General features: G+C 46.0%; 21 protein-coding genes and 2 pseudogenes. 8 read left to right on the top strand and 15 right to left on the bottom strand.

All coding sequences use genetic code 11. The annotated features are described in order from the left end of the window. The first annotated feature begins 114 nt into the window (after positions 1-114). Entirely contained in the window at positions 115-405 is a 291-nt protein-coding gene (locus RIE73_RS32895; RefSeq protein ID WP_446405168.1) for a hypothetical protein, read from the top strand. Positions 406-596: 191 nt separating this feature from the next. On the opposite strand, the gene RIE73_RS32890 is transcribed toward RIE73_RS32895, so the two are convergent. From RIE73_RS32890 to RIE73_RS32870, 5 genes and pseudogenes are all read right to left on the bottom strand, one after another. Continuing rightward, a complete protein-coding gene (locus tag RIE73_RS32890; RefSeq protein WP_446405167.1) occupies positions 597-1,052 on the bottom strand; it encodes an HNH endonuclease in 456 nt (151 codons plus the stop codon). Further along, the gene (locus RIE73_RS32885) at positions 1,049-1,285 is read right to left on the bottom strand and encodes a hypothetical protein (RefSeq protein WP_446405166.1); all 237 of its coding nucleotides are present in this window, start codon (positions 1,283-1,285) and stop codon (positions 1,049-1,051) included. The genes RIE73_RS32890 and RIE73_RS32885 overlap by 4 nt, the downstream gene beginning before the upstream one ends. Positions 1,286-1,608: 323 nt before the next feature. Further along, positions 1,609-2,030 (bottom strand): annotated as a pseudogene (locus RIE73_RS32880) (PIN domain-containing protein). Next, positions 2,027-2,269 (bottom strand): hypothetical protein, encoded by a 243-nt coding sequence (locus tag RIE73_RS32875; protein ID WP_446405165.1) that lies wholly within the window; start codon positions 2,267-2,269, stop codon positions 2,027-2,029. The pseudogene RIE73_RS32880 and the gene RIE73_RS32875 overlap by 4 nt, the downstream one beginning before the upstream one ends. A gap of 236 nt (positions 2,270-2,505) precedes the next feature. After that, on the bottom strand, positions 2,506-2,706 hold the full coding sequence (locus RIE73_RS32870; protein ID WP_446390189.1) for a hypothetical protein: 201 nt from the start codon (positions 2,704-2,706) through the stop codon (positions 2,506-2,508). Between the two features lie 12 nt (positions 2,707-2,718). Here RIE73_RS32870 and RIE73_RS32865 point away from each other — a divergent pair, with 12 nt between their 5' ends. After that, on the top strand, positions 2,719-2,871 hold the full coding sequence (locus RIE73_RS32865; protein ID WP_446405164.1) for a hypothetical protein: 153 nt from the start codon (positions 2,719-2,721) through the stop codon (positions 2,869-2,871). Between the two features lie 339 nt (positions 2,872-3,210). On the opposite strand, the gene RIE73_RS32860 is transcribed toward RIE73_RS32865, so the two are convergent. From RIE73_RS32860 to RIE73_RS32830, 7 genes are all read right to left on the bottom strand, one after another. Then, positions 3,211-3,564: a hypothetical protein gene (locus RIE73_RS32860; protein WP_446405163.1), complete on the bottom strand. Its 354-nt coding sequence runs from the start codon at positions 3,562-3,564 to the stop codon at positions 3,211-3,213. A gap of 383 nt (positions 3,565-3,947) precedes the next feature. Beyond that, on the bottom strand, positions 3,948-4,712 hold the full coding sequence (locus RIE73_RS32855) for a hypothetical protein (protein ID WP_446405162.1): 765 nt from the start codon (positions 4,710-4,712) through the stop codon (positions 3,948-3,950). A 1,158-nt stretch (positions 4,713-5,870) separates the two neighbouring features. Further along, positions 5,871-6,899, bottom strand: coding sequence for an NAD(P)H-dependent glycerol-3-phosphate dehydrogenase (locus RIE73_RS32850; protein WP_446405161.1), 1,029 nt, complete (start codon positions 6,897-6,899; stop codon positions 5,871-5,873). Between the two features lie 96 nt (positions 6,900-6,995). Beyond that, positions 6,996-8,684 carry a glycerol-3-phosphate dehydrogenase gene (gene glpD / locus RIE73_RS32845; RefSeq protein ID WP_446405160.1) on the bottom strand — a complete coding sequence of 563 codons (1,689 nt, stop codon included), beginning with the start codon at positions 8,682-8,684 and terminating at the stop codon, positions 6,996-6,998. Positions 8,685-8,868: 184 nt separating this feature from the next. Further along, positions 8,869-10,377: a glucosylglycerol-phosphate synthase gene (gene ggpS / locus RIE73_RS32840; protein WP_446405159.1), complete on the bottom strand. Its 1,509-nt coding sequence runs from the start codon at positions 10,375-10,377 to the stop codon at positions 8,869-8,871. An 804-nt stretch (positions 10,378-11,181) separates the two neighbouring features. Next, a complete protein-coding gene (locus RIE73_RS32835; protein ID WP_446405177.1) occupies positions 11,182-11,859 on the bottom strand; it encodes a response regulator in 678 nt (225 codons plus the stop codon). Positions 11,860-11,957: 98 nt separating this feature from the next. Continuing rightward, complete coding sequence (locus tag RIE73_RS32830) at positions 11,958-12,476, bottom strand: hypothetical protein (protein WP_446405158.1); 519 nt, start codon at positions 12,474-12,476, stop codon at positions 11,958-11,960. A 222-nt stretch (positions 12,477-12,698) separates the two neighbouring features. Here RIE73_RS32830 and RIE73_RS32825 point away from each other — a divergent pair, with 222 nt between their 5' ends. The 4 genes from RIE73_RS32825 to RIE73_RS32810 all read left to right on the top strand — a co-directional run bounded on the left by RIE73_RS32825 (position 12,699) and on the right by RIE73_RS32810 (position 15,913). Next, positions 12,699-13,049, top strand: a complete 351-nt coding sequence (locus RIE73_RS32825; protein WP_044206195.1) for a hypothetical protein — start codon at positions 12,699-12,701, stop codon at positions 13,047-13,049. Between the two features lie 85 nt (positions 13,050-13,134). Then, a complete protein-coding gene (gene ycf46 / locus RIE73_RS32820) occupies positions 13,135-14,646 on the top strand; it encodes a stress-responsive protein Ycf46 (protein WP_446405157.1) in 1,512 nt (503 codons plus the stop codon). A gap of 142 nt (positions 14,647-14,788) precedes the next feature. Continuing rightward, on the top strand, positions 14,789-15,142 hold the full coding sequence (locus RIE73_RS32815) for a DUF1257 domain-containing protein (RefSeq protein WP_446336784.1): 354 nt from the start codon (positions 14,789-14,791) through the stop codon (positions 15,140-15,142). 312 nt (positions 15,143-15,454) lie between these two features. Beyond that, positions 15,455-15,913 (top strand): GUN4 domain-containing protein, encoded by a 459-nt coding sequence (locus tag RIE73_RS32810; RefSeq protein WP_446405156.1) that lies wholly within the window; start codon positions 15,455-15,457, stop codon positions 15,911-15,913. Between the two features lie 60 nt (positions 15,914-15,973). Here the strand turns inward: RIE73_RS32810 and RIE73_RS32805 are convergent, their stop codons facing one another. Both RIE73_RS32805 and RIE73_RS32800 read right to left on the bottom strand, forming a co-directional pair. After that, positions 15,974-16,570 (bottom strand): Uma2 family endonuclease, encoded by a 597-nt coding sequence (locus RIE73_RS32805; protein ID WP_446396796.1) that lies wholly within the window; start codon positions 16,568-16,570, stop codon positions 15,974-15,976. A 155-nt stretch (positions 16,571-16,725) separates the two neighbouring features. After that, a complete protein-coding gene (locus tag RIE73_RS32800; protein ID WP_446405155.1) occupies positions 16,726-21,162 on the bottom strand; it encodes a response regulator in 4,437 nt (1,478 codons plus the stop codon). Positions 21,163-21,924: 762 nt separating this feature from the next. Between RIE73_RS32800 and RIE73_RS32795 the strand changes: the two genes are divergently transcribed. Both RIE73_RS32795 and RIE73_RS32790 read left to right on the top strand, forming a co-directional pair. Beyond that, positions 21,925-22,080, top strand: a complete 156-nt coding sequence (locus RIE73_RS32795) for a hypothetical protein (protein ID WP_446405154.1) — start codon at positions 21,925-21,927, stop codon at positions 22,078-22,080. Between the two features lie 512 nt (positions 22,081-22,592). Then, positions 22,593-22,790: pseudogene (locus RIE73_RS32790) on the top strand (Fic family protein); the annotation flags it as partial. A gap of 177 nt (positions 22,791-22,967) precedes the next feature. Here the strand turns inward: RIE73_RS32790 and RIE73_RS32785 are convergent. Next, on the bottom strand, positions 22,968-23,756 hold the full coding sequence (locus RIE73_RS32785; RefSeq protein ID WP_446405153.1) for an MBL fold metallo-hydrolase: 789 nt from the start codon (positions 23,754-23,756) through the stop codon (positions 22,968-22,970). Positions 23,757-23,760 lie beyond the last annotated feature (4 nt).

The raw sequence follows: 23,760 nt of genomic DNA, 5'->3' as shown, positions 1-23,760 counted from the left end.
ACGTTGGGAAAGGGCGCACGTCTGTGCGCCCCTACGAGGAACCATCCATCATAAATATTAGGTGTGCTATGCCAGTCGATGGGATTTTTCAGGTAGCACAGCGCGAAACACTGATTGCACAGATTTATAGAAACGGTAGGGGTGGGGAGGGGAGATTTTAGTAGCACTGATTACACTGAAGCGTTAGTTCTCAATGGGCAAAGGATGACAGGATTATTCGATGGGGGTAGGAATTATTCAGTTATCTGTGTCCATCTGTGTCATTTAACCGTGAGTCTACAGCAGAATGTGATTAAATCGGTGTCATCTGTGTTATCACAAGGCATCTGGATCAACGAAAGAGCGATCGCATGGGCTTGCTACATCCGTCAGGTGCATTCCTTGAATGTAGGTAATGTAGGTTAGAAACGATAACTTGGTGGGTTACAGCGGATAGGTAATTAAATGATTTGTTCTCTCAATTGAATACCGCTTAACCCACCCTACGGTTTACTGTTGATGAGGTCTATAGGCAGGCACATTTTCCCACAATTGAAAGTATACCATAAACCAATACGCGATCGCCTTCGGCACTAGCTCTCGCTAATCGCACTTGTTTAAGCGGATTGGCAAGGATCAGTGTTGGGAGGGTGTAACCCGACTCTTTTCCATAATTCTCGCGCACTTCGGATCGATTCCTCTTCTGGATAGCGGGTATCATTCAGATCAAGCCGATCACACGTTGCTCGACCAATAGGGGTTGTTCCCAGGATTTCTTTCCCATCCGCACTCCAGATAAAATGGTCTGACCATTGTTGCTGACGCGGGTTAAAAAGAGGAACAATCGTTTCAGTGATGTGATCGTATCCAGCTACGAAATTATAGCGACGCTCGTTGCAACGGCGACAAGCAAAAGCCAGATTATTTAAGTGATCAGAACCGTTAAGAGAACGGGGTAAAATATGGTCAATCGTAAAACGAGTTGTACAAATCTGTTCGGGAGAATGACAATATTCGCACAATCCATTGGCTCGCTCTCGCACTTGTTGACGTACTGTCTCATTAACAGTCATTTTTGAGCGAGGAGCATAGCATTGATATGAGTGAAAATGCGATCAAGTTCGCCAATCGCTGCGAGTTCGCTGATTTCTTCTAGGGTTAAGCGATCGCTTTTTTTCTTTTCGAGTAGTTTTTCCATTCGGGATTGCAGATCGTCAGTAAATTTAAACAGCGTATGTTCTTCAACTCGCTGGAGTTGAATTTTACCAATTAGAGTAGAAGGTTTGATGGTAACGGAGGAAACCATATTTAATCTGATACCATTGATAGGGATATTATAATTCTACATAGTCAATTGCCCGATTGAGGATTGCACGGGTTAACTTCACCATGGAAAAATGTGTCCACCTTTAGGAGCATCTAGCGATCGCAATCTCTCCTCTAACCGATTAGAGATGTCTAGCTAGGGCGTGCGATTGCCTTCGGCACAAGCGAAGCTTATCGCTCTTTTCGTCTCCCCGTCTGCCACCTTATATATTGAGTCGATAGGCAGGCACATTTGCCCACGGTGAAAAGTATACCATGAATAAACACGCGATCGCAGGTCAGCAGGAGAAAATCAACCAGGCTTTAGAAATACCAATTTTCGATTGGCAATTCATTAAAATTAGCATAATCTGATACATTATTAGTCACTAAAATTAACTGATTCACCTTAGCAATTGCGGCAATTTGACTATCTGCAAACGAGGGAGTTTTACCCAGTTTAACCAAACGCGCCCTAAGAGAGAGCGTGCCATTCTGCGGCGGCTTCGTTGTAAGGGAAAAACGGTAATTTCGCTTTAACTTCTTCCTGAAGATACCGTTCCAACCCTTGACGCTTTCTTGATGGTGGCAATCGATTCAAACCGAATAACAGTTCGTGCCAGACTATCGTTGCTGTTGACATCTCTCTCCTCTTGACGGGATAAACTTGCCATAACCCTGGCATCAGGCTTTGGCTTCATCGGTTCAGATATTATATTACTATCTAGCAAAAATCGAAGCGTCACAAATTCACCTCGCGTCCAGGAGATTTATCGCGCACATCGCCAAAAATATCATCAACATCAATATCTAGTTCAGCAATATTATACCTGAGCCTAAATTCTTCTAAGTTGTCACCAAACTTGCCTTTATCCTGATTGATTGGAGTATCAATAATTTCAAGTCTCACCGCTTGACCTTCAGGAATATCCAGACGTTCTGAAAATTCTAACGTTTGACCGCGTTTAATCGCTGTGATTTGCATAATCGACTCTCCCGATTTGGAAAAATTATAATGGATACAGATAACCGAGTTTAGACTGGGAACCCAATTTTCCCCATCATCAGCTCAATTCTACCCGATATCGCCACAATTGGGTCTTGGGAGCGATCGCTCTTTTTATATCCCCATCTGCAATCTTATATATCGAGTCTATAGGCAGGCACATCTGGTAAGGCGTAAAAACGTTGCCAGAATTTCGGGGTTGTTCGATGATGCACTTACAAGTTTCCTAGTTTTCCTTGAGACTTGGCTGTCATTGCCTCTTCCAGCAAAAAATCCAGTTTACCATTAGCACTATCCGCCTCAATTTGCTGATCCCAGATTTCCCAATCTTTTTGAGCAAACCACTCTCTCAATCGCCGGAAATCCTCCTGGGAGAGCGCTTCAATTTCCGATTGAATCTGTTCGACTTGTTTCATTTAACGTCACGCTTGAGCAATCCACCTCTATCATTTTATCCCGTCGATGCGATCGCACTCCTCAATCCACCCGAGTTCAAACTCCCTGATCACCCAATTTTCCCCATGATCAGCTCAATCCTACCCGATATCGCCACAATGCGAGTCTTGGGTGCGATCGCTTGAAACGTCTTTTTGTGTCAATCTGTGTCATTTAAGCGTGAGTCTCTGCAAGAGTGTGACTCAATCGGTGTCACTTGTGTTGTAACAAAGTTTCCAAAGCAACCCCAAGCACTCTGGGTATATTCAATAGTCCGTCCACTTTGACTTTGTGCTGTACCATTGAAGATAAGATATCCGTTAAATTAGCAGCCAAAAATGTCAACGCTTGAATTTACCGCCAAGGTACAGGATGGGAAAATAGAAGTCCCTGAAGCCTATCAACAACTCCTACAAAATATTGACCGTGTAAAGATTACCGTAATCTCAAACAGCCGAACCCCTGAGCTAGGTATGATTGCCCACCTAATTCATAACCCCATTCCACTTAAGACAGTCGGGAATTTTCTTTAAACTGCCAATACAATAGGACTCGTCAGCCTGTGCTGAAGCTACCTCTTCTTTTTCTTGAGTAAAGCTACCTGTGGGGTAAAATTCGATGCCTTTTTCCACAAAGTAGTCAAACAGTAGCCCTGCAATTGTCCGACTGAAAAGTTCGTGGTCTTGTGAAACTGCCAAAATTTCTACCTCACCCTTGTAGTAGAACAGTCGTATTCCAGGGGAATTGTTGAATCCTGCTTGAATGAATCGAAATTGTTGCCAGTTGATTCCTGAGTGGGTGAACCGTTGGTCTGTCGGTTTATCTAGTGTCTGTGTCATGGCGATCGCTCATGTCAAGGTTCATCTTATCTTGTGCTTCTTGTCGTCCTTATTCCCTTAAACCAGGGACATCAATCGTCGCTTTTACCTCAAGTCTCAGGATAATCAGATGGGTGACGCGATCGCAATGATTATAAAGGGATAATCATCAATGAAGCCATTTATCAATAAGGACGCACGTTGGCAAAGGGCGCACGTCTGTGCGCCCCTACCAAGAACCATCCATCAAACATATTAGGTGTGCTACGCCAGCCGAGGGGTTTTTCAGGTAGCACAGGGCGAAACACGCTCTTTCACGGATTGATTGAAACGGTTGGGGTGGGGATGTGAGAGGTTAGCCCCACGAAAGAGGGGAGCAACCCCTCAGACTCCCCAATTCAGTTTCAAGAAGAACAAAGCAGATCAATTAAAGATTGAGGAAGTTCTTCAAAATGATCTAACAAAAAATCCACGGTTGTCAACTGGCGCAAGTCAACGGGGTGAGGAGAGCGATGATCTTGACCTCGGTTGAACCAACATTGAACGGTTCCCAGGGAACGGAAACATATATGAGAAATTTGCTCATACGTGACATCCCATTTGGAATAAAACGTCTTGGGTGTCATCCTTAATTTACAGTAACAATAGAGGTCAATGATGTATTGTTCACGCTGGGTAATCGGGCGGGGTTTGTGGGGTTCTTTGGAATTATAGCGTCCGGTTGGGGTACACACTAATGGAGGCTCTATTCCATGATCTGAATCGGTGGGATAACGGTAGGGGTTGTGATCATCTTCACCGGAAGAATCGTTGAGTGTTAATTGTGTCGGGGCGGGTTGAGGAACAAACAGGAATTGTTTGACCCAACTTGATGGCAAAACCCGCCCTGGGTGTGGCGTTACGTCCTCCATTTCTTGACTATGACGCAGAGTATTTAAGACACCAGCAATGAGTTTACCCGTGAGGCTTTCGGTTAATTGCTGGATCAATAACGTTGCGATCGCATGGGCTTCATCATCCGTCAGGTGCATTTGAGATGCATCGAAGTCAATGTCGCTGTAGTGCTTAATCAATGAGAGGAGTTGGATAATGCCCAATTCCTCTAAGGCTTGCTGGATATAGGTTTCATCGGTGTTGCTGGTGTCGAAGTTAGGGGGGAGATGTGTCATGGCTTTTTTCTCCTTTAATGTTTAATACTTAAGTAACTTGTAATAATGTTATAACAAACTGGGTAAAATAAAAACCCCTTTGTCTCAAAAAAAGGGATTTAAAGGAAATCATGGAAAGGAAAAAACCTAGGGTAGGTTAGGTGGAATTTAAACGGAAGCGCTAACGATTCAATGAATAATCCAACCCAACCCACCGATGTTAATTGGGGAGTGCAATGTTGCTATCAATAGTTCCAGTTTTGTTGGGGGTGTAGGGAATGTAGGGAATGTAGGGAATGTAGGGGCGAGTCGCTGCACTATTGTTAGGGGAAATCCATTAATGCGATCGACTCGCCCCCCTATTGTTAGGGGAAATCCATTAATGTAATCGACTCGCCCCCCTATTGTTATCGGGAAATCCATTAATGTAATCGACTCGCCCAAATCTTTTGTTCGCTCGTTAGATAACGTGGTGGGTTACGGCGGATAAGTAATTAAGTGGTTTGTTTTCTTAATTGAATACCGCCTAACCCACCCTACGGCTTACGGTTGATGGGGGTCTATAGGACGGCACATTTTCCCATGATATAAAAGTACCTAAAATCTCCCAAAAAGTCAAGCCCTAATTCTGTTTTTTTTAGCTGCAATTACCAATCAGATGTCCCATGAACACCTGAATATGGGTATTACCAAATCACCTTGAGATCCTGATAGAGAATCTGGACGAGAACCCAGTTATAGGGGATGACGAAGACTGTTGCGATCGCTCTTTTTGTATCCGACGTTGATATCTTGTGGATCGAGTCTATAGGCAGGCACATTTTCCCATGATGAAAAGTATACCAGAAAAAAACACAGATGGCACAGATTTCTAAAAAGGGTAAGAGTTTGGATGTGAGAGGTTAGTCCCACTGATTTCACAGCAGATGTTATAGCAGTCTACATGAGCGATTAGGACAAAGCCCATGAAACCTTGACCAGTCAATCAGGAAAAGATGGTCAGATTTTGATGGGAATTATTCAGTTTTCTGTGTCCATCTGTGTCATTTAATCTTGAGTCTCTGGCAGAATGCCCTTCAATCTGTGTAATCTGTGTTATCGCCAAAATGACGCAGGAAGTAAGCAGCAAGCCTAGATATGACCCGTTTTGCCTAGACTTGCTGATGTCTGATCAACGGTTTAGAACAAATCGCCAAATTCTGGCTTTAAATCCCGCTCCATCAACGCTTCTACTGCCTCTTGGGGTGTAATTTTATGGTTGAGTAGACGATAAACTTGCCGACAGATGGGTATAGGAATTTGCTCGCGATTGGCAATTTGTACCAATACGTTGGCTGTATTTACCCCTTCGGCGGTACTTTGCAATTCTTCGAGAATTTGCTCCAATTTTTTCCCTTGGGCTAAACCGTAACCAACCCGATAGTTCCGGCTGAGTATACTACTACAAGTGGCTAGCATATCACCCAAGCCCGATAATCCGAAGAAGGTTTCCGTTTGTCCACCTAAGTGTGTCCCCACCCGAATAATTTCCGTTAACGCCCGGGTAATTAGGGCAGATTTGGCATTCGTACCCAATTTTAGCCCATCACAAACCCCAACCGCGATCGCAATCACGTTTTTCAGGGTGCCTCCCAGTTCGGTGCCAATGGGGTCGGGACTGGTGTACACTCGGAAGAGACTGGAGGAAAATACTGTTTGCACTTCCTCCGCCGCTGCCATATCTGTACTCGACACCACTGTGGCGGCGGGGAGTTCTTGCTCAATTTCTTTGGAGAGATTCGGACCCGAAAGCACTACAATCGGATGGTTGGGAAAGTCGGCTTCCCAGATTTGAGAAGGGGTACGAGTTGTCTCTGGGTCTAATCCCTTGGTTGCGGTAATAATTGTCACATAATCCGGTAAACCAATCTCTTGAATCTTCGCCGCTGTCGATGCTACTCCTTTCATCGGAATCGCGGAGACGAGCATATCAATGTCCGCTAATACCTCTTCCAGGGATTCGGTGCTGCTGCGAGACCACAGTCGCACCTGATGATTCTTATGTCTGGCAATTGTTGCCAACGCTTTACCCCAAGCCCCAGCGCCGAGAATGGCTAGGGTAGCTTCTGGCGCCGGTCTCCGGTGGGAGTGGGCATGAGCCTGAGTCGTTTCTGGGTTCTGATCCGCTTGAGATGAGCTGGATTGAGAATTTGAGAGGTTGCTCACCATAAATAGTATGTGTTGAACTCAACAATTTCTGGGTTAAGTTAAGGGTCAAAGGCAAAAGAAAAAATATAATGAGTTCTTTTGCCTTTGCGGATGGGATTAACTCACGGGTTGGATTTCTTTCTGAGTCGCCATGACGTAATCGGGAATACAATTGGCTTCCATGAAAGCCCGATAGTCCTCAACTTGGCGATCGCACTCCGCCGCACTCCAACCACCATAGCGAGACAGAGTGTCAGTTAGTACGGGCAGAATATCAAAGCCATAGTTAGTATGCATGGCTAGGCTGGTCCGGCGACGGGCAATATCGACCAAGGTTCGCGCAAATTCTGACTGCACCGCATAGATAATCTGGGCTTTAATATCGGGCAAGTTGGGGGTAATCGCTGCGGCTAATTCCGGTTCCTCGTCGGTTAAGGCTAAAATATCCACCGCCTTCGCCCCATACACATCAAACAGGTGATGAATTGTTGCCAGGGGTAAGGAGAGGCGATAGTCTTGCAGCGCTTTTTCCAGACGCGGATCACTGGGTAACATGGCGCCCGGTAAGGGTTTCTCGTAGGTGGGACAAGGGGGAGCAGAGCGTCCCAGCTTGCGATAGACTTTATTCACCATCTCTTCCCCCACTTGGCGATAGGTGGTGATTTTGCCGCCAATTAAAGAAATCAGATTGCTCACACCCTCTGGGGTATGGTCATAGAGAATATGGCTGCGGGTAACGCTTCCGGGTTTCTTCCCCTCTGCATTGGGTAAGGGACGTACCCCCGCGTACGTAAACTTCACATCTTGGCGGGACAATTGAGCAGTGGGCAGAATTCGATTGGTTTCGGTGAGTAAATAATCAATTTCCTCGTTGTCTGCCTTAATTGAGTCAAGAGACCCTTCATGGCGCAAATCCGTGGTGCCAATTAAATACATGCCCAACCATGGCACAATAAAAAACGGACGACCATCCGTTTTCGCTTCTACGTATAACGTTGTTTCGGGGGCACCGGGGAAGGGGGGGACAATGATGTGACTGCCCTTAGTTGGACCGAGTTTTTTCTTCTTACCAATGGGCGCAGATTGTCCATTTTTCACCCCAGACTGACAAACCTTATCCACCCAGGGACCGGCGGTATTCACCACCACGGCGCGATCGCTGCCTCGAACGGTGAATTCCTCTGCCGTTAAGGCATCTTTACAGGTGATGCTGGCAATGCGACCCTCTTGGCGCTGTAATTGGGTGACTTCGGTATAGTTGAGAACCGTTGCTCCCGCTTGTTCAGCCGCGATAATATTCTCTAATGCCAAACGCTCGGCATAGGCTACCTGACCGTCATAATATTGCGCTCCCCCGACTAAACCATCGGGATCGATATGGCGAAAGAGCTGCTTAAACTTCTTTTTGGGCAGCATCCGGTGAGGTAGCAGGGTTTTCTCGAAGCTCAAGATGTCATAGAGGAGCATCCCAGCTTGAATTTTCCAGTAAGGACGAGAGCGATCGCTATAGATCGGAATCGTCAGCATTAGGGGCTTGACTAAATGGGGGGCGGTATGCAACAGAATTTCTCGCTCCCGTAACGATTCCCGCACTAGGGCAAATTCAAAATATTCCAGATAGCGCAAGCCACCGTGAACTAATCGGGTTGACCAACTGGTCGTACCACCGCAGAAGTCAGCCTTCTCCAGCAAAATCGTTTTCAGACCTCGCAGAGCCGCATCTCGGACAACACCCGCACCGTTAATGCCACCGCCAATGACAATTAGATCATAGGTTTGGCTCTGGATGGTTTGTAAATCACGCATGATCCCGTTTGAGTAACATCTAACTTCCACATTAGTCGCGACGGTGGCAAATCAGTAATAGACAAGGGAGATAAACAGGAGAAGAAGAGGGAAAAAGGAAGGACGTTAACCTCATACTCTTTCTCCCGTCTTTGCACCTCTACCTCCCGCACCCAGACGCGCCATGGCGCATCCTTACAGCGGTTTAAACCGCTACGGCTTCCTGTTGCTTCGCGGTCTGATGTTTGGTTTTCTCAAACATGTCAAACAAGTGATCTGCCCAGCACTGGATGTCGTACTTGGTTACGATGTCATACATTTTCGCCATCCGTTCCTTTTGCTCCTCCGGAGACATCGTCAGCGCCTGCTCAATCGCTTCGTCCATGCGATCCATGGAGTAGGGGTTGGTCAAAATGGCATCGGGGAGTTCCACGGCGGCGCCGACAAATTCAGAGAGGACTAATACACCTTCTTTTTTCTCGTGGGTGATGATATATTCCTTCGCCACTAGGTTTAAACCATCTCGCAAAGGCGTTGTCCAGCAGATATCTGCGGCTTTGTAGTAACAGAGCAAGTCCGGTAAAGGAACGGGTTGGGTATAGAGCATAATCGGTAGCCAGTCTAAGTTCCCATACCGCCCGTTAATTTTTCCAGCTAATTGCTCAATCTGAGTTTGAGCCGTTTTGTAAACTCGCATTCCCGACGCCGACGCCACACAGGTAACCAGCATGTTAATTTTGCCATGCAAGTCGGGACGACGCGCTAACAGGCGTCCATAAGCTTCTAGCTTTTCACGAGTGCCTTTGACATAGTCCACTCGTCCGGCTGAGATAATTAACTTGCGATCGCCTAAGCTTTCCTTAATTTCCGCAAACCGTTTTTGCGTTTCTGGTTTATGCAGGATAGAGAGAATTTGTTGCGGATTGGCACCAACCGGGAAAGGATCGATATTAACTAACTGATCCTTGTATCGTAGCTGAGTGGTCATTTCTGGCTCAGCCAAGGCAATTCCCGTCGGGGTAATATGCTCAGGTACAGGTTCTTTCTTAACGATTTCCACCGGGCGCAGGCTACGAGCCACATTGACAAAGTTCTCGGAATAGCGAGGAATATGGAAACCGACAATATCGCAACAGAGTAAGCTATCGGTAATTTCTTCCCGCCACGGTAAGATATTGAAAATATCCACCGAGGGAAAGGGAGTGTGATGGAAAAACGCAATCCGCGCATTCGGCTTCAGTTGGCGGATATAGTAGGGCGCTAACCATAGGTTGTAGTCATGCACCCAAATTAGCGCATCATCTGCTGCTTCGTCACAGGCGGCTTCGGCAAATAGGCGGTTAATCGTGTGAAAGTTTTCCCAATCTGAGCTTTCGTAGGTGAAGTGATAGGGGAATGAATGCAGAATGGGCCAAAAGGCTTCTTTCGAGGTGATGTGATAGAAATGCTTGACCTGATCGGCGGATAGGGGAATCCGGCGAACGTTATAGTTCCCTTCACCTTCAACAACAATCCGCTGTTCAAAGTTATTTCTTTGCTTAGCATTCACCTGTTTCCAAGCAATCCAGGTGCCTTGATTGACGCCAGCAAAGAAGCTTTTCAGGGTTGGCACAATCCCATTGGGGCTTTTCTTTGCCCGATAATGCACTTTACCATTTTCCACGACCTCATCATAAGGTTCGCGGTGGTATAGGATAACGAGTGATGATTTCATGCAACTACCTCCAGGTGTTTACCATTAAAATTGGTACAATTCCCGATCTCAATGCAACTTGGATGGGAACATAATTTGATAGCTTCGATAAATTTAGGTTTGTCGAATGTCCACAGTTATAATTTTTCCCTTTGACTTCCTGATTAGTTTAAGAGTATAGACTCAAATATGACTCAAATCGCTTGCTGGAAACCCCAGTCACTATTGTCCTGATGGGACGTGAAGATTGAACGTATTACCCGTGTTACTTATATTACCAACAATGATGGTTTTGAAGGTTGCATTGCATTGGAAGTCATTATTCGATCAAAAATACTCTCAACAGTCTAGTTTTGATGACAAAACCGCCAAGATCAAGATACAGATTAAATTGGCTATGCCATCAAATCCTTGGGGAATTGTGTTCAATCTCGATTAGTCTGTGCCGTACTCAGTATTCTGTCCATACAACTAACGCCGTAGCAGGTTGGCGAGAGTTGACGTGAGCCAAAGCTAATAACAAAACTGGGACACCTCAGAATTCAACAATAGTCTGACATCCAGTGGACAAGGATTTATCATCTCTTACACTCTGGTTATGGATGATATCTGCCATCGACAGATTTCCTGACCGAGTAGCTATCTGTAGCTACTATACTATAAAAGTATAAAAAAGTGTAAATTTTAGTAAAATTTAGCATAGTGCCTCGTCTTACATCATTGCTAAAGCGGAAAGCTGAGGGAGCTTGTAGAGACATAGCATGCTACGTCTGGGAGCTGGGGGAGATGATGATCAATGAACAATCAACAATGAACCCTGAACCATCAAACAATTCCCGATCGCAACGCTACCACCGCCGCCTGCACTCTGTCATCTACCGAAAGTTTGTTCATGATTCCGCGTACATGGGTTTTAACGGTATTGGCGCTGAGGTAAAGTTGAGCGGCAATTTCTGGGTTACTGTAGCCTTCGACGATCAGTTTTAAGACTTCTAGCTCCCGTTGTGACAAATTAGAAACATTGCCTGGGGGAGAAGGAGGGGACAAATGCTTGAGAACTTGACGACCAATTTGAGGATCAAGGTACGTCGCGCCTTCAGCCGCCGCGGTGATCGCCTGGAGTAATCGTTCTACACTTGATCCTTTAACACAGTAGGCATCAGCGCCGCTGGAGAGTGAAGCAATAATTTCGCGATCGCTGGTATGAGAGGTGAGGATGACCACTCTCACCTCAGGGAAATCTGCTTTAATTTGTTGAGTCGCCGCAATCCCATCTAAACGCGGCAAACCAATATCCATGACCACGATATCAGGTTTGAGTTGTTTGGTCATTTCCACACCCATATAGCCATCTTCAGCTTGTCCCACCAGTTCAAGCTGGGGGTTTGTGGATAAAGATTGTTCTAAGCCAAGCTGCATCATGGGATCATCTTCTACAATCACAACTCGCAGGAGTGGGGAATTTTTTGGCGAATTAGCCGGGGAGGGAAGTTCTGAGGACATGGTTCGTACCAAAGCAACGCGATCGCACTTTTGTATTGTACAAATTAAGTCGGTGGACACAATTAAAGTGAACGGTGGAGATCGTCATTCGTCATTCGTCATTTGTCATTTGTCATTCCGTTTTTATCGGGTACTGGCAAACGATACTGACGAGCAATGTAATAGAAAAAGCGATAGTAATCAGCAAATTGCTCACTCTCACAGCGTCCCTGCCAGTTGTAGCTTACATTGTTCTGGGTCAGGGTTAAGGTCATCACACTGATATCAGAGTCAAGGTTTACCTGAAGTTGACCTGTTTCACCTTGTTCAGTGAAGAAATTTTGAGGTTGAGATGGATTGAGGGGTTGGGATGTACTTTCAGGTGATGGGGTTCCGAGTGGGGCAAATTCTGCCCATCCCCTAATCTCACAGTCGGGATTCTCCGGATCACGAAAGGCTCGACCATCAAGGTTGTCGGGTAGGGGAAAGGGTATCCAATTACTCGGATAGAGGAACTCAAAGTTGAAGCGGGAGTTGCGGTAGGTGTTCCAGGTGTCTGGCAAATCCACGTTAGTACCCTGACAGCTTACGAGTAAGACAGCCAGTGGCGCGATTCGACTAATGAATTTCCAGGTCATTTGTCATTTGTTGATTGTTCATGGTTCATGGTTCATTGTTGATTGGTAATCCTCTTCCCCATCTCCCCCCGCACCCTGGATTCATCCGCCTGATCGGGCATCAGAACCGGATAATGTAAAGAAATATTACAAAAATGCCGTCATACTGGCTTACTGTATTGACAGCCAAAGAGAATGCCGTTAATCTGGCATACATACCCGGGTAAAACGATTGAAAATAATATGCAAGACAAGCAAAAAGTTACGTTGTATCTCCCACCAGGACTTCATCGCCAGCTCAAAATCCGAGCAGCCGTTGACTCAGACTCAATGTCGGCGATGGTCGAGAGAGCAATCGTATTCTATCTACACCACCCGGAAGTGGTAGACGAGGTAGAAGCATCCTACGGGAATACTCATCGGGTATACAATTGCCCGGAATGTTCTAGCTCAGTGGTTATTCAAGATGGAGATATGGTTGCTCTAAAAAATCAGCCCAGCCTTCTGGATGATGAACTGCCTGTCGAGAAAGTGCGAGAAGAAGTTAAATCCCGTACCGATTCTCAGGGCGAAGAGGAACTCGTTCCTTGTTGATAGTGTTACAAAAACAGCTAACTGCGAGAGTTCTATTAATGATGTTTGGGCAGTGGTTGTGCCGTCTCTAAATAGGTCGATAGTCATGCAAGAAGAGATAAGTATTCTCATTCAAGCTCAATACCCTCTAATCTACCTGGTGACGTCAGAGGAAGAGCGGACAGAACGGGCAATAGCCATGATTGCTCAACATAAAGGTCAGCAACGGCGCGTATTCGTGTGGACTGTCACCCATGGGATTGTGGAGTATGGTCAATCACGCCACATCACCCAACACAATACAGTCTCTCCAGAAGCTGCTGTACAATGGGTTATTCAACAAAAAGAACCTGGTATCTATATATTTAAGGATCTACATCCATTTATTGATTCTCCAGCAACAACCCGATGGCTGCGGGATGCGATCGCCAGCTTCAAGGCGGCTCAGAAAACGATTATACTCATGTCTCCCCTGCAGCAGGTGCCGATTGAGTTAGAGAAGGAAGTGGTGGTGATTGACTATCCGCTACCGGATTTGACTGAACTCAACCAAGTGCTGTCTCAGCAATTGGATAAAACCAAAGGGCGTCGCACCACCACGGAAACGCGGGAGAAGTTGCTGAAAGCGGCATTGGGTTTGACGCGAGATGAAGCGGAGAAAGTTTACCGCAAAGCCCAAGTTAAAGCAGGGCGTCTCACGGAAGCGGAAGTTGATATTGTTCTGTCTGAGAAAAAACAGCTCATTCGTCGCAACGGTATTTTAGAGTATATTGAAGAGGATGAAACCATTGATTCTGTTGGCGGTTTAGAGGAGCTAAAGCGATGGCTGAAACAGCGATCGGGCGCTTTTACTGAACGGGCAAGAGAGTATGGTTTACCCCAACCTAAAGGGATGCTGATTTTGGGAGTTCCCGGATGCGGAAAATCCCTGATTGCCAAGACAACGTCTCGCCTTTGGGGACTACCCCTATTGCGGTTAGATATGGGTCGGGTGTATGATGGTTCCATGGTTGGTCGCTCAGAAGCCAACCTGAGAAATGCCCTAAAAACAGCAGAATCGATTTCACCTGCTATCCTTTTCATTGATGAGCTAGACAAATCCTTTGCGGGAAGCAGTGGCTCGGCTGACTCCGATGGTGGCACCTCTAGCCGCATCTTTGGTTCCTTCCTCACCTGGATGCAAGAGAAAACATCGCCAGTATTTGTCATGGCGACAGCCAACCGAGTGGAACGGCTACCGGGAGAGTTTCTCCGCAAAGGTCGATTTGACGAAATATTCTTTGTTGACTTACCGAATAAAGAAGAGCGTCAGCAAATCTTTAACATTCATCTGAGTAAGCGGCGTCGAGATATTAACCGCTTTGATATCGAACAGTTGGCGACAATTTGTGACGGTTTTTCCGGTGCAGAAATTGAGCAAGCCCTCATCGCTGCAATGTACGAGGCGTTTGCCCAAGATCGGGAATTCACCCAACTGGATATTATCGCGGCGATTAAAGCCACGCTGCCGCTTTCTCGGACAATGACTGAGCAGGTCACAGCCCTAAGGGACTGGGCAAGACAGAGAGCGCGACCTGCTGCAGCCTCCGTCGCTGAATATCAGCGCATGGAGTTCTAACAGGCTTTCTCCTGCTCCCAACAGGAGGAAAGGCTAGCAAACTACTTGCTAGCAGTTTCAAAAGACGCCGCACTTTAACTGCGGCATACCCAAAAAAGCTACGTTGTCGTTTGTTTTCTATCTCTACTGGAGGAAATCTAAAATGTCTCACTTTAGCACTCTGCGTACCAAGATCACCGATGCCGAAATCTTAAAGGCTTCTTTGAGCGATCTAGGTATTTCCGTGAAAACGGAAGCTGATGTGCGCGGCTACAATGGTCAGCGAGTTCGTGCAGACCTCGTTGCTGTTCTCGAAGGCGAGTATGACCTCGGTTGGTCCCGCAATGGCGATGGTTCCTTTGACCTAATCGCTGACCTGTGGGGTGTTGCTAAAAAGCACAACCAAACCGAACTGATCAACTCGATCAACCAGAAGTACGCCGTTAATAAGACCTTAGCAGAGGTCAAGCAACGTGGCTTACAAAATGCCAACGTTAAACTGGTGGTACAAAAATAGTCCATCTAGGCGTTCCCAAGCTTACGGGTTAACCAATTTATTTGGGGTTGACCCGTTTTTTAAAAAAGCTTTAGAACAATTGTTCTAGTCTTTTGCATAACATACCAACGGCGAGAAAAGCTCTCATCCAGGGAGTTTCTTCGCCGTATTTTTGTATTGGCTTGGTTTTGGCGATCGCGTTCCCAACTGCGGTAGTCTTTTAGGGTGAGGAGAGATAGGCAGAGGATTAATTGTTCTGATGCGGGTAGGGGATGATTGATCAAATGATCAGGGGATCAAATATCTACTGTCTATTGATTTACAAGAAAGCGTATGTTTGCAGATAATTTAAGATCTTCTCAAGCGGCAAAGTATAGCAAACTTGAGGAACTGTTAGCAGCAGGGCGGTGGCGAGAAGCAGACGAGGAAACGTTTACGATGATCTTGAAAATTACGGGTGCGGATAAACGCGGCTATTTAACGAATCAAGATATTCAGCAATTTCCTTGCCAGGAACTTCGGGCGATTGATCAACGTTGGGTTAAGTATAGCAGTGGTCAATTTGGTTTTAGTGTTCAGCAGCGGATTTATGAGCAATCAGGAAAGGATTTGATCGCATTTGCTGATCGGATTGGCTGGCGGGTGTCTAATCGGTGGCAAAGTTACAATGAGCTGATATTTAATCAGAATGCACCGATAGGACATCTTCCTGGCGGTGGAATCGTGGGATGGTTGGCGTGGGGAGACCTTCGGGATGATTTGTTTGCTCGTGTTAGTGCGTGCAATCTCTAGAACAAAAAGCCATCGTATCTACACAATTATCAGATCAAATACAGAGTGCGATCGCCCTCCTTAAAAATTAATGCGACGATAGATTTCAGACAGGGGAACTTCTATGTTTAAACTGTGCAGAGCGATCGCCTGCTCAAGGTTAGAGTATACTTGCCATAGCCAGCGATCATTACTGCTTTGCTCAAGATTATGATACTGCTCAATGTAGGGTTCACTTTGGCTCACCAGCAGATATTCCCGAAAGCTAGCAATAGAGCGATATTTTCTGAACTTTTCACCTCGATCATAGGCTTCCGTAGAAGGTGATAGAACTTCAACAATCAGTAAAGGATTGAGAATTTCATCATTGCGCTCACCATTGAACTCTGGGAAACCATTAACCACCATCAAATCCGTATAAGTCCCACACTGATATTCAGGAATCCAAACACGCAAATCGCTGTTATACAAACGAAAATCCGTGTCTCTCAGCAAAAACCCCAAGTAAATTAATAAATTGCTAGCAATCGCACTATGGGCTTCAGAACCTCCCGACATTGTAATAATCTCTCCGTTGCGGTATTCATGGCGTTCTGGGTGGGTTTCTTCCATCGCCCGATACTCGTCTAACGTGAGGCGAGTTATTCCTACAGGGGAACTGGTTTGAGCAAAGACCACAATTAGACCTCTTGAATCATTACCTCTAATCTAAAACAATCCAATGACGTGCGCCCAACATCGCCAGATGCTAAATTGGGATGCATCCAGATTAGAAGTGCGATCGCCTTACCCATTCACAGCAATGTAAAACTTTTCCTCTCCAAGGGAAGATATCAAACCGCCGCTGCTTTCTTCGCCACCGATACCTTAACCTGCGCCATAATTTCCTCCATCTGACTTACTAATTTATTCGCCTCTTCTAGGTTTTCCTGGTGGGCGTGATCATTGAGTTGACGCGCTAAATCTGACATCGATTCCACCGCCACAGACGCACTCGCCCCCTTAAGTTGATGCGCTTTGTTTGCCAGAATTACCCAGTCTTTATCCGCCAAAGCTTGCTGGACTTGGGAGAGAAACGTTGACCCATCATTAATAAATCCTTTGACTAATTCCAACTGAAACTCTGGATCACCGCCAGAAATCTCTGACAAGGCACTCCAATCCACGGGATCTGTAGTCGCTTCCACCCTATCGTGGCTGTCCATCTGTTTGCTGGATTTTGCCTTATTTTCCTTGACTACCAACGACCATCGCTGTAACATGACTTTCAGTTCTTTTACCATTACTGGTTTACTCAGATAGTCATCCATGCCCGCCGCGATACATTTATCCCGATCGCCTGGCATAGCATAAGCGGTCATGCCAATAATTACAGTATGGCGGTCTGTACCTTCCCGTTGCCGCAAGGTTTGCGTGGCTTGATAGCCATCCATGACTGGCATTTGACAATCCATTAACACAATGTCATAGTCATTCTCTGCCAATTTTTCCAGGGCTTTTTCACCATTTTCCGCCGCATCCCACTGATGACCCAGGAGGCGAACTTGGTGCTGGACTAATTTCAGGTTAATGGGGGTATCTTCCACTAACAAAAGAGTTAGCGGCTGCTGGGGTTCCGTTTCCGCTTTCAATTTGGATGTCTTTGCTGCCAACTCAGCAACCTCTTGTTGAAAATCCCATCCTTTGCTGGGGAGTTCCTCTTTGAGGGAGGTAGTATTTAGGTCGATATGTCCTTTGAGCTGTTCTAGGAGTTGTTCTAATTCTTCAACTAGCTTAGCGCTACTCTCCCCATTTTTAGTGATTGCCTGATGGCGCAGTTGTTCCGCCACATCGGGCATGGTTTGCACGGCGACGGAGGAACTGGCACCTTTGAGTTGGTGGGCTTTATTGGCAACCATAACCCAGTCTTTATTGGCTAATGCTTGTTTTGCCTGGTTAATAAAACTGGCGCCCTCTTTGATAAAGCCTTGGACTAATTCCAGTTGAAAGGCGGGATCACCTTCGGAGATTTCCTTGAGACGCTTCCAGTCTACGACATCGGAGAGTAGGGTACTTGTGGATTGCGCCGGAGAGGGACGTTCGGGTTTGGGGGAGACGCCTTTGACCACCGAGGACCATCGTTCTAATACGGGGGCTAAGTTTTTCACCATCACGGGCTTACTTAGATAATCATCCATTCCTGCGGCTAGACATTTTTCGCGATCGCCTTGCATGGCGTAAGCGGTCATGCCAATAACTACAGTATGGCGGTCTGTACCTTCTCGCTCCCGTAAGGTTCGGACTGCCTGGTAGCCATCCATGACGGGCATCTGACAATCCATTAACACGATATCATAGTCGTTTTCGGCGATTTTGTCAAGGGCTTCTTGACCATTTTCGGCTGACTCTGACTCATGTCCCAATAATTGTACCTGATGGCGCACCAGTTTCAGGTTAATTGGCGTATCTTCCACCAAGAGAATTTTCAGACAAGTGGGTTGGGGTCCAGGCTGAGAGGGGTCAGGGATAGCCGATTGGGTGCTGAAGAGGGTGGCGGGAATCTCAGCTGCTAGGATTTTCTGTAAGGATTCTAGCAGTTGGGATTCTTTGACGGGTTTGACTAAATAATCGGCAAACCCGCTTTTGAGTAAGGGTTGGGCGGAATCCCCAGCGTGCATTGAGGTCATCAGCACTAATTTGGTTTTTGCCCAATCCGGTTCGGCGAGAATTAATCGTCCTAGGGTAGACCCATCAATTTTGGGCATTTTCATATCCAGTAGCGCCACATCGTAGGGTTTACCCGCTTCGGCAGAGGCTTGCATGGCGTTGAGGGCAATAATACCATTATCGGCTTCATCGACTTCCATGCCTCTGGCTTCTAACTGATACTTGACAATTTGGCGATTAATTGGGCGGTCATCGACAATTAAGATGCGTTTCCCTTGCAGGGATTCCGGGGAAATGGGTAGATTACTAAAGATGCGATCGCTCTCATTCTCCTCAGTACCCACTGCCACTTTCCCAAAGGTAATTGTAAACCAGAACGTCGAACCCACGCCAATTTGACTTTCGACGCCAATCTCACCCCCCATCATTTCCACCAGTTGTTTACAGATGGCTAATCCTAACCCGGTTCCCCCATATTTGCGGGTGGTGGAGGAATCAACTTGGGAAAAGGCTTGGAAGAGTTTCCGTTGATCCTCGGGGTGAATGCCAATCCCTGTATCTCGCACCGCAAATCGCAGTTGAATTTTGTCTTGATCCGGCAATTCTTGATGCACCGACACCCGAATCACGACTTCGCCAGATTCGGTAAATTTAATCGAATTACTGACTAAATTGGTGCAAATTTGGCGCAAGCGACCCACGTCTCCGATGAGTCGTCGGGGGACATCGGTATCCACTAATAAGGCTAATTCTAAGTCCTTGGCTTCGGCTTGGGGAGAACACAAATCTAAGACATCTTCCAAGGATCGATTAATATTCAATTCATCGACATCCAGGCGCATTTCGCCGGCTTCGAGTTTGGAGAAGTCGAGAATGTCATTAATGACACCGAGTAAATGTTCACCACTGACTTGCAAGGTTTTGACGAAATCTAGTTGGCGGGGATTGAGATCGGTGGTTAACAGTAATTCACTCATTCCCAACACGCCATTCATCGGCGTGCGGATTTCATGGCTCATATTTGCTAAGAATTGAGCTTTTGCCCGGGCGGCTTCGACGGCGGCTTCCCGCGCTTCTACTAATTTATTTTCATACTCTTTGCGTTCAGTTACATCTCGGTTTACGCCAATGGCGGCAATGGGTTTACCTAAGTCATCCCGCAACGGCACAACCACGGTTTCACAAACCCCTTTATTGCCATCTTTCCGGATAAATTCAATCTCCCTTGTCCAGCGTCCTTCTCGTAGTAAGCTGTCTAGCATTTGTTGGGTTAAGGCGGTGGCTTCATCCGGTTTATAAACCATGCCACAGGTTTGACCTAATACTTCGGTTTTTTCATAGCCAAAAATTCGCTCTGCTGCTGGATTCCAGTCCAAGATATGACCCTGCAAATCGGTGACAATCACGCCATCATAAATGGTTTCAAACATTAAGGCTTGACGGCGCAATGCTTCATCTGCCCGTTTGCGAGCGGAAATGTCTTGAACTAAACAAACAATTCCCTGAATCCGATCGGCTGAATTCTTCATCACTGAGGCGGTAACTGATACGGGGATAGGATTACCTGCTTTCGTAAAGAAGGTGGTTTCGTACCGACCTAGGAATCCACTTTGTTGGGAATCATTTGCCTGTAAATGGGCGAGAAAGTTATCTTCTTTAAAGAAACGTTCTAAGGGTTGATCGCGCAGTTCTTTGGGCGAATAGCCGGATAAAAATAAGGTGGCTTCATTAAAGCTTTCAACTCTAATATTTTTATTCAGGACAATGAGTCCATCACTCAAAGAACTGATAATATTATCGAGATAGGATTTAGATACCGTCGTTTCTTGGAGCTGTTTACTCATCTGATTAAAGGTATCGGCTAAGACACTTAGTTCGTCCTTAGTTTGTACCTCAACATAGGTATCGAAGTCCCCTTCACCAATTTTAGAGGCGGCTTCTTTGAGCTTCACAATCGGCTTGGTGACGCGATCGGCTAAGACGATACCGAAAATAATTGATACGGCGACAACGCCAGTAATTGCTGTGAGGTTGATAATCAGTGAGTAGGTTGAACTGCGATTCGCGGTTTGATTTTCTTCTTCTAGAGTATTCGTGTGAAAGGTAATCGCTTGATCAACAACGGCTAAGAATTGGTCTTCCGCATTCTCTAACGCTTGCCGTTTTGCCAAGATATCAGTGCGTCGGAAGTTGGTGTCATCTAAGGCTAAAATTTCCTGGCTGATTTCTGCCAATAGCAGCTTACTGACTTTTAATTCCCGATAAAAGCTTTGAGCTTGAGGGTTATTGGCAAAGGATTGAAATTCGGCTAAATACTGATCCAGCGCCGCAACGGATTGTTGAAAGTCAACTTTGGCTTGTTGTTCCGGTTCTTCGTCTGGAGAGGTGGGTGAGGTGGCGGTAGATTTTCCTTCGATGACAGCATAACTATAGGCTTTGTTGGTGAGTCGGAGGGAGGCTGCCTTAATCTGATTTAATGCCACCAGTTGACGGGTTGTACCCTCGGTAATCTGATTAAACTTATCATCAACATTTTTCTTTGTTTGAATTGTAATAATTCCCAAAACAGCGACCAGCGATGCCACCCCGAGAAAGCCTGAGATAAATTTGGTCTTCAGTTTCATAGCTGTCTCCCGTCACTATTTTGTCGTTCAAAGATTTATCCGAACATTCCGGATCATCAGGTGGCACAGTCTGACAAAGTTCTGGCAGCAAATTAATGTCACCCTAATGGGATGTTCTTTTATACTGTAACCGACACAGATGCAGACGAAAAGAGGGAGTTGTTTGAATAAATTTTAAGTAAAGGATGGGTGAATTTTTATTTTTGCCGATTAAATTTATTGGCTTTTTGTCCTTTGTCCTTGGTCATTTGTCCTTGGTCAGGGTTTAAGGGATGTTTATATAAGTTAATGGAGTTGAGCTGATTTCGACTAACTGACTTAGGTCAAGATTGGGGTAAACGCGGCTTGGAGGAAAATAATCTTATTTGGGGTATTGACAGAGGCGGTAGTTTTCGCTTAGACTTACTTTATAATGGGAAAATGTGCCGACCTATAGGGTAGAGTTGGCGAGTATTATCTGATCAGGAATTAAGGGAATAGCCCTAACTTTGAGCGAAAGTTCTGTATTGGCAAAAGTGAGCCTCAAGTCAGCCAACAGACGAATGCGATCGCGTCATTTAAGCCGATGCGACTAACGCAGAATTTAGATGGCAATGCAGGATATTTTGTCAAAAGTTGGTTTTGGAAAAATAATCGGATTGGGGGGATTGACAGAGGCGGTAGTTTTCGCTTAGACTTACTTTATAATGGGAAAATGTGCCGACCTATAGGGTAGAGTTGGCGAGTATTATCTGATCAGGAATCAAGGGAATAGCCTTAACTTTGAGCGAAAGTTCTGTATTGGCAAAAGTGAGCCTCAAGTCAGCCAACAGACGAATGCGATCGCGCCATTTAAACCGATTTAAACCGATGCGACTAACGCAGAATTTAGGCAACAATGCAGGAGATTTGGTGAAAAGCCGAGTGGGAGGAAAATAATCTTATTGGGGGTATTGACAGAGGCGGTAGTTTTCGCTTAGACTTACTTCATAATGGAAAAATGTGCCGACCTATAGGGTAGAGTTGGCGAGTATTATCTGATCAGGAATCAAGGGAATAGCCTTAACTTTGATCGAAAGTCCTGTAGGCGTAAAAGTAAGTCACACCACCTGTAGGGGCATAGCATTGCCCATCAGTGTCAATTTAAGGCTGAAACTCTGACGTAATAAGAGATCCCCCCTAACCCCCCTTAAAAAGGGGGGAAGCAGAAATTCCCGAAACAGGGGGAAAGCAGAAATGATTCAAAGTCCCCCTTAACAAGGGGGATTTAGGGGGATCTAAACTTTGATCGCTAGTCAGTTCAGTTAATTCTTGAAATTAAGTTGACACCAATGGGCATTGCCGTGCCCCTACCTGAACCCCCAATTGTCCCAATAGAATGTTCGTTTAGATAACGAATAGTTGACTGTAGCAAAAAACCCACCCCCATGAGTAGTAGTGGGATAGAAAACGCGGGTTATGAGGTGGGGCGATTTATTAGCTTAGAGCGGATTGTCGAGAGAACGAAGGAAAGTTACTATGATACGCTGTATCAGTCTTCCCAAGATTGGCATGAAGGACAGCATAACCTATTACCTTGGTGGGAATATTTTTTGGGAGTCATGGTGCTGTCAGCGTATCGGGAGTTTGAAACAAGGGTGGGAGTCGTTGTAGCGCTACGCGCTAGGCAATAGTGAAGAAAAAAGCTTACCGTACAAGGGATTGAGCGATTTAAATTTTTCTTCATTTGTCCTAACCTTAGTGCGTAGTGCAATACTTCTGCGAGGGGAACAGTTCGTAGTAGGCACGAAGCGTGCCAGAAGCGAAGACAACGCTTACTACAAACTCTAAAATCGATAACTCAACAGTTTAATCATCGCACCATCTTGGGGCAAATCTGAAGGTTTCAACATCAACGTATCACTGTTCACCCGACTGACAGGCATTCCCTCCATCACCGTTAAAAACTCATCCACGGGTTCAATCCCATAATCCCCTTGACAGGTTTCATCCGCTGCTTGGGTACGGAAATGAGTTGGGATGACCAACTTCGGATTCAATACCGCGATCGCGTCTTTCGCCTCCCTCGGATTATAGGCTTTAATACTGCCACCCACAGGCACAAATGCCACATCTGGACGCCCCATGAGAATTTTCTGCTCAATTTCAATCGGTGCAGCTGCGCCACCTAAATGGAGCAGTTTAATCCCGCTTTGCTGCCATTGCCATGCCACATTATTCCCCAATCGGCGTCCCCCGTAGCGATCATGAGGAATACTAATTCCTTGGAATCGAATCCCCCCAATTTGATAAACTCCCGGTTGAAACAGGATACGCGGATTTCCTGGCAATCCCTCAGCCGCCCCTTCATCCAACAACTGAGAACTAATTAAAACCAAATCCGACTCCACTTTCGGTGGACGATAACCTGCGGTACAGCCGACTGTCCGAAACGGATTCACCAAAATCCGCATCCCTCCACCTGTAAACAAAAAGCAGGTATGTCCTAACCACTTAACTGTCAACGTTCCACTCGCCGACTGCGCCTCAGCCGACTGAAATTGTGAAGCCAATGTCGTTGCCAAAGTGCCAAGCACCCCTGCACCCACGTAGCGCATCAACTGTCGCCGTTTCATCGTT

Origin of the sequence: Coleofasciculus sp. C1-SOL-03 (assembly GCF_040220555.1) — a bacterium.
GTDB lineage: Bacteria > Cyanobacteriota > Cyanobacteriia > Cyanobacteriales > Coleofasciculaceae > Coleofasciculus.
This window is presented reverse-complemented; position numbering and strand designations above follow the sequence as displayed.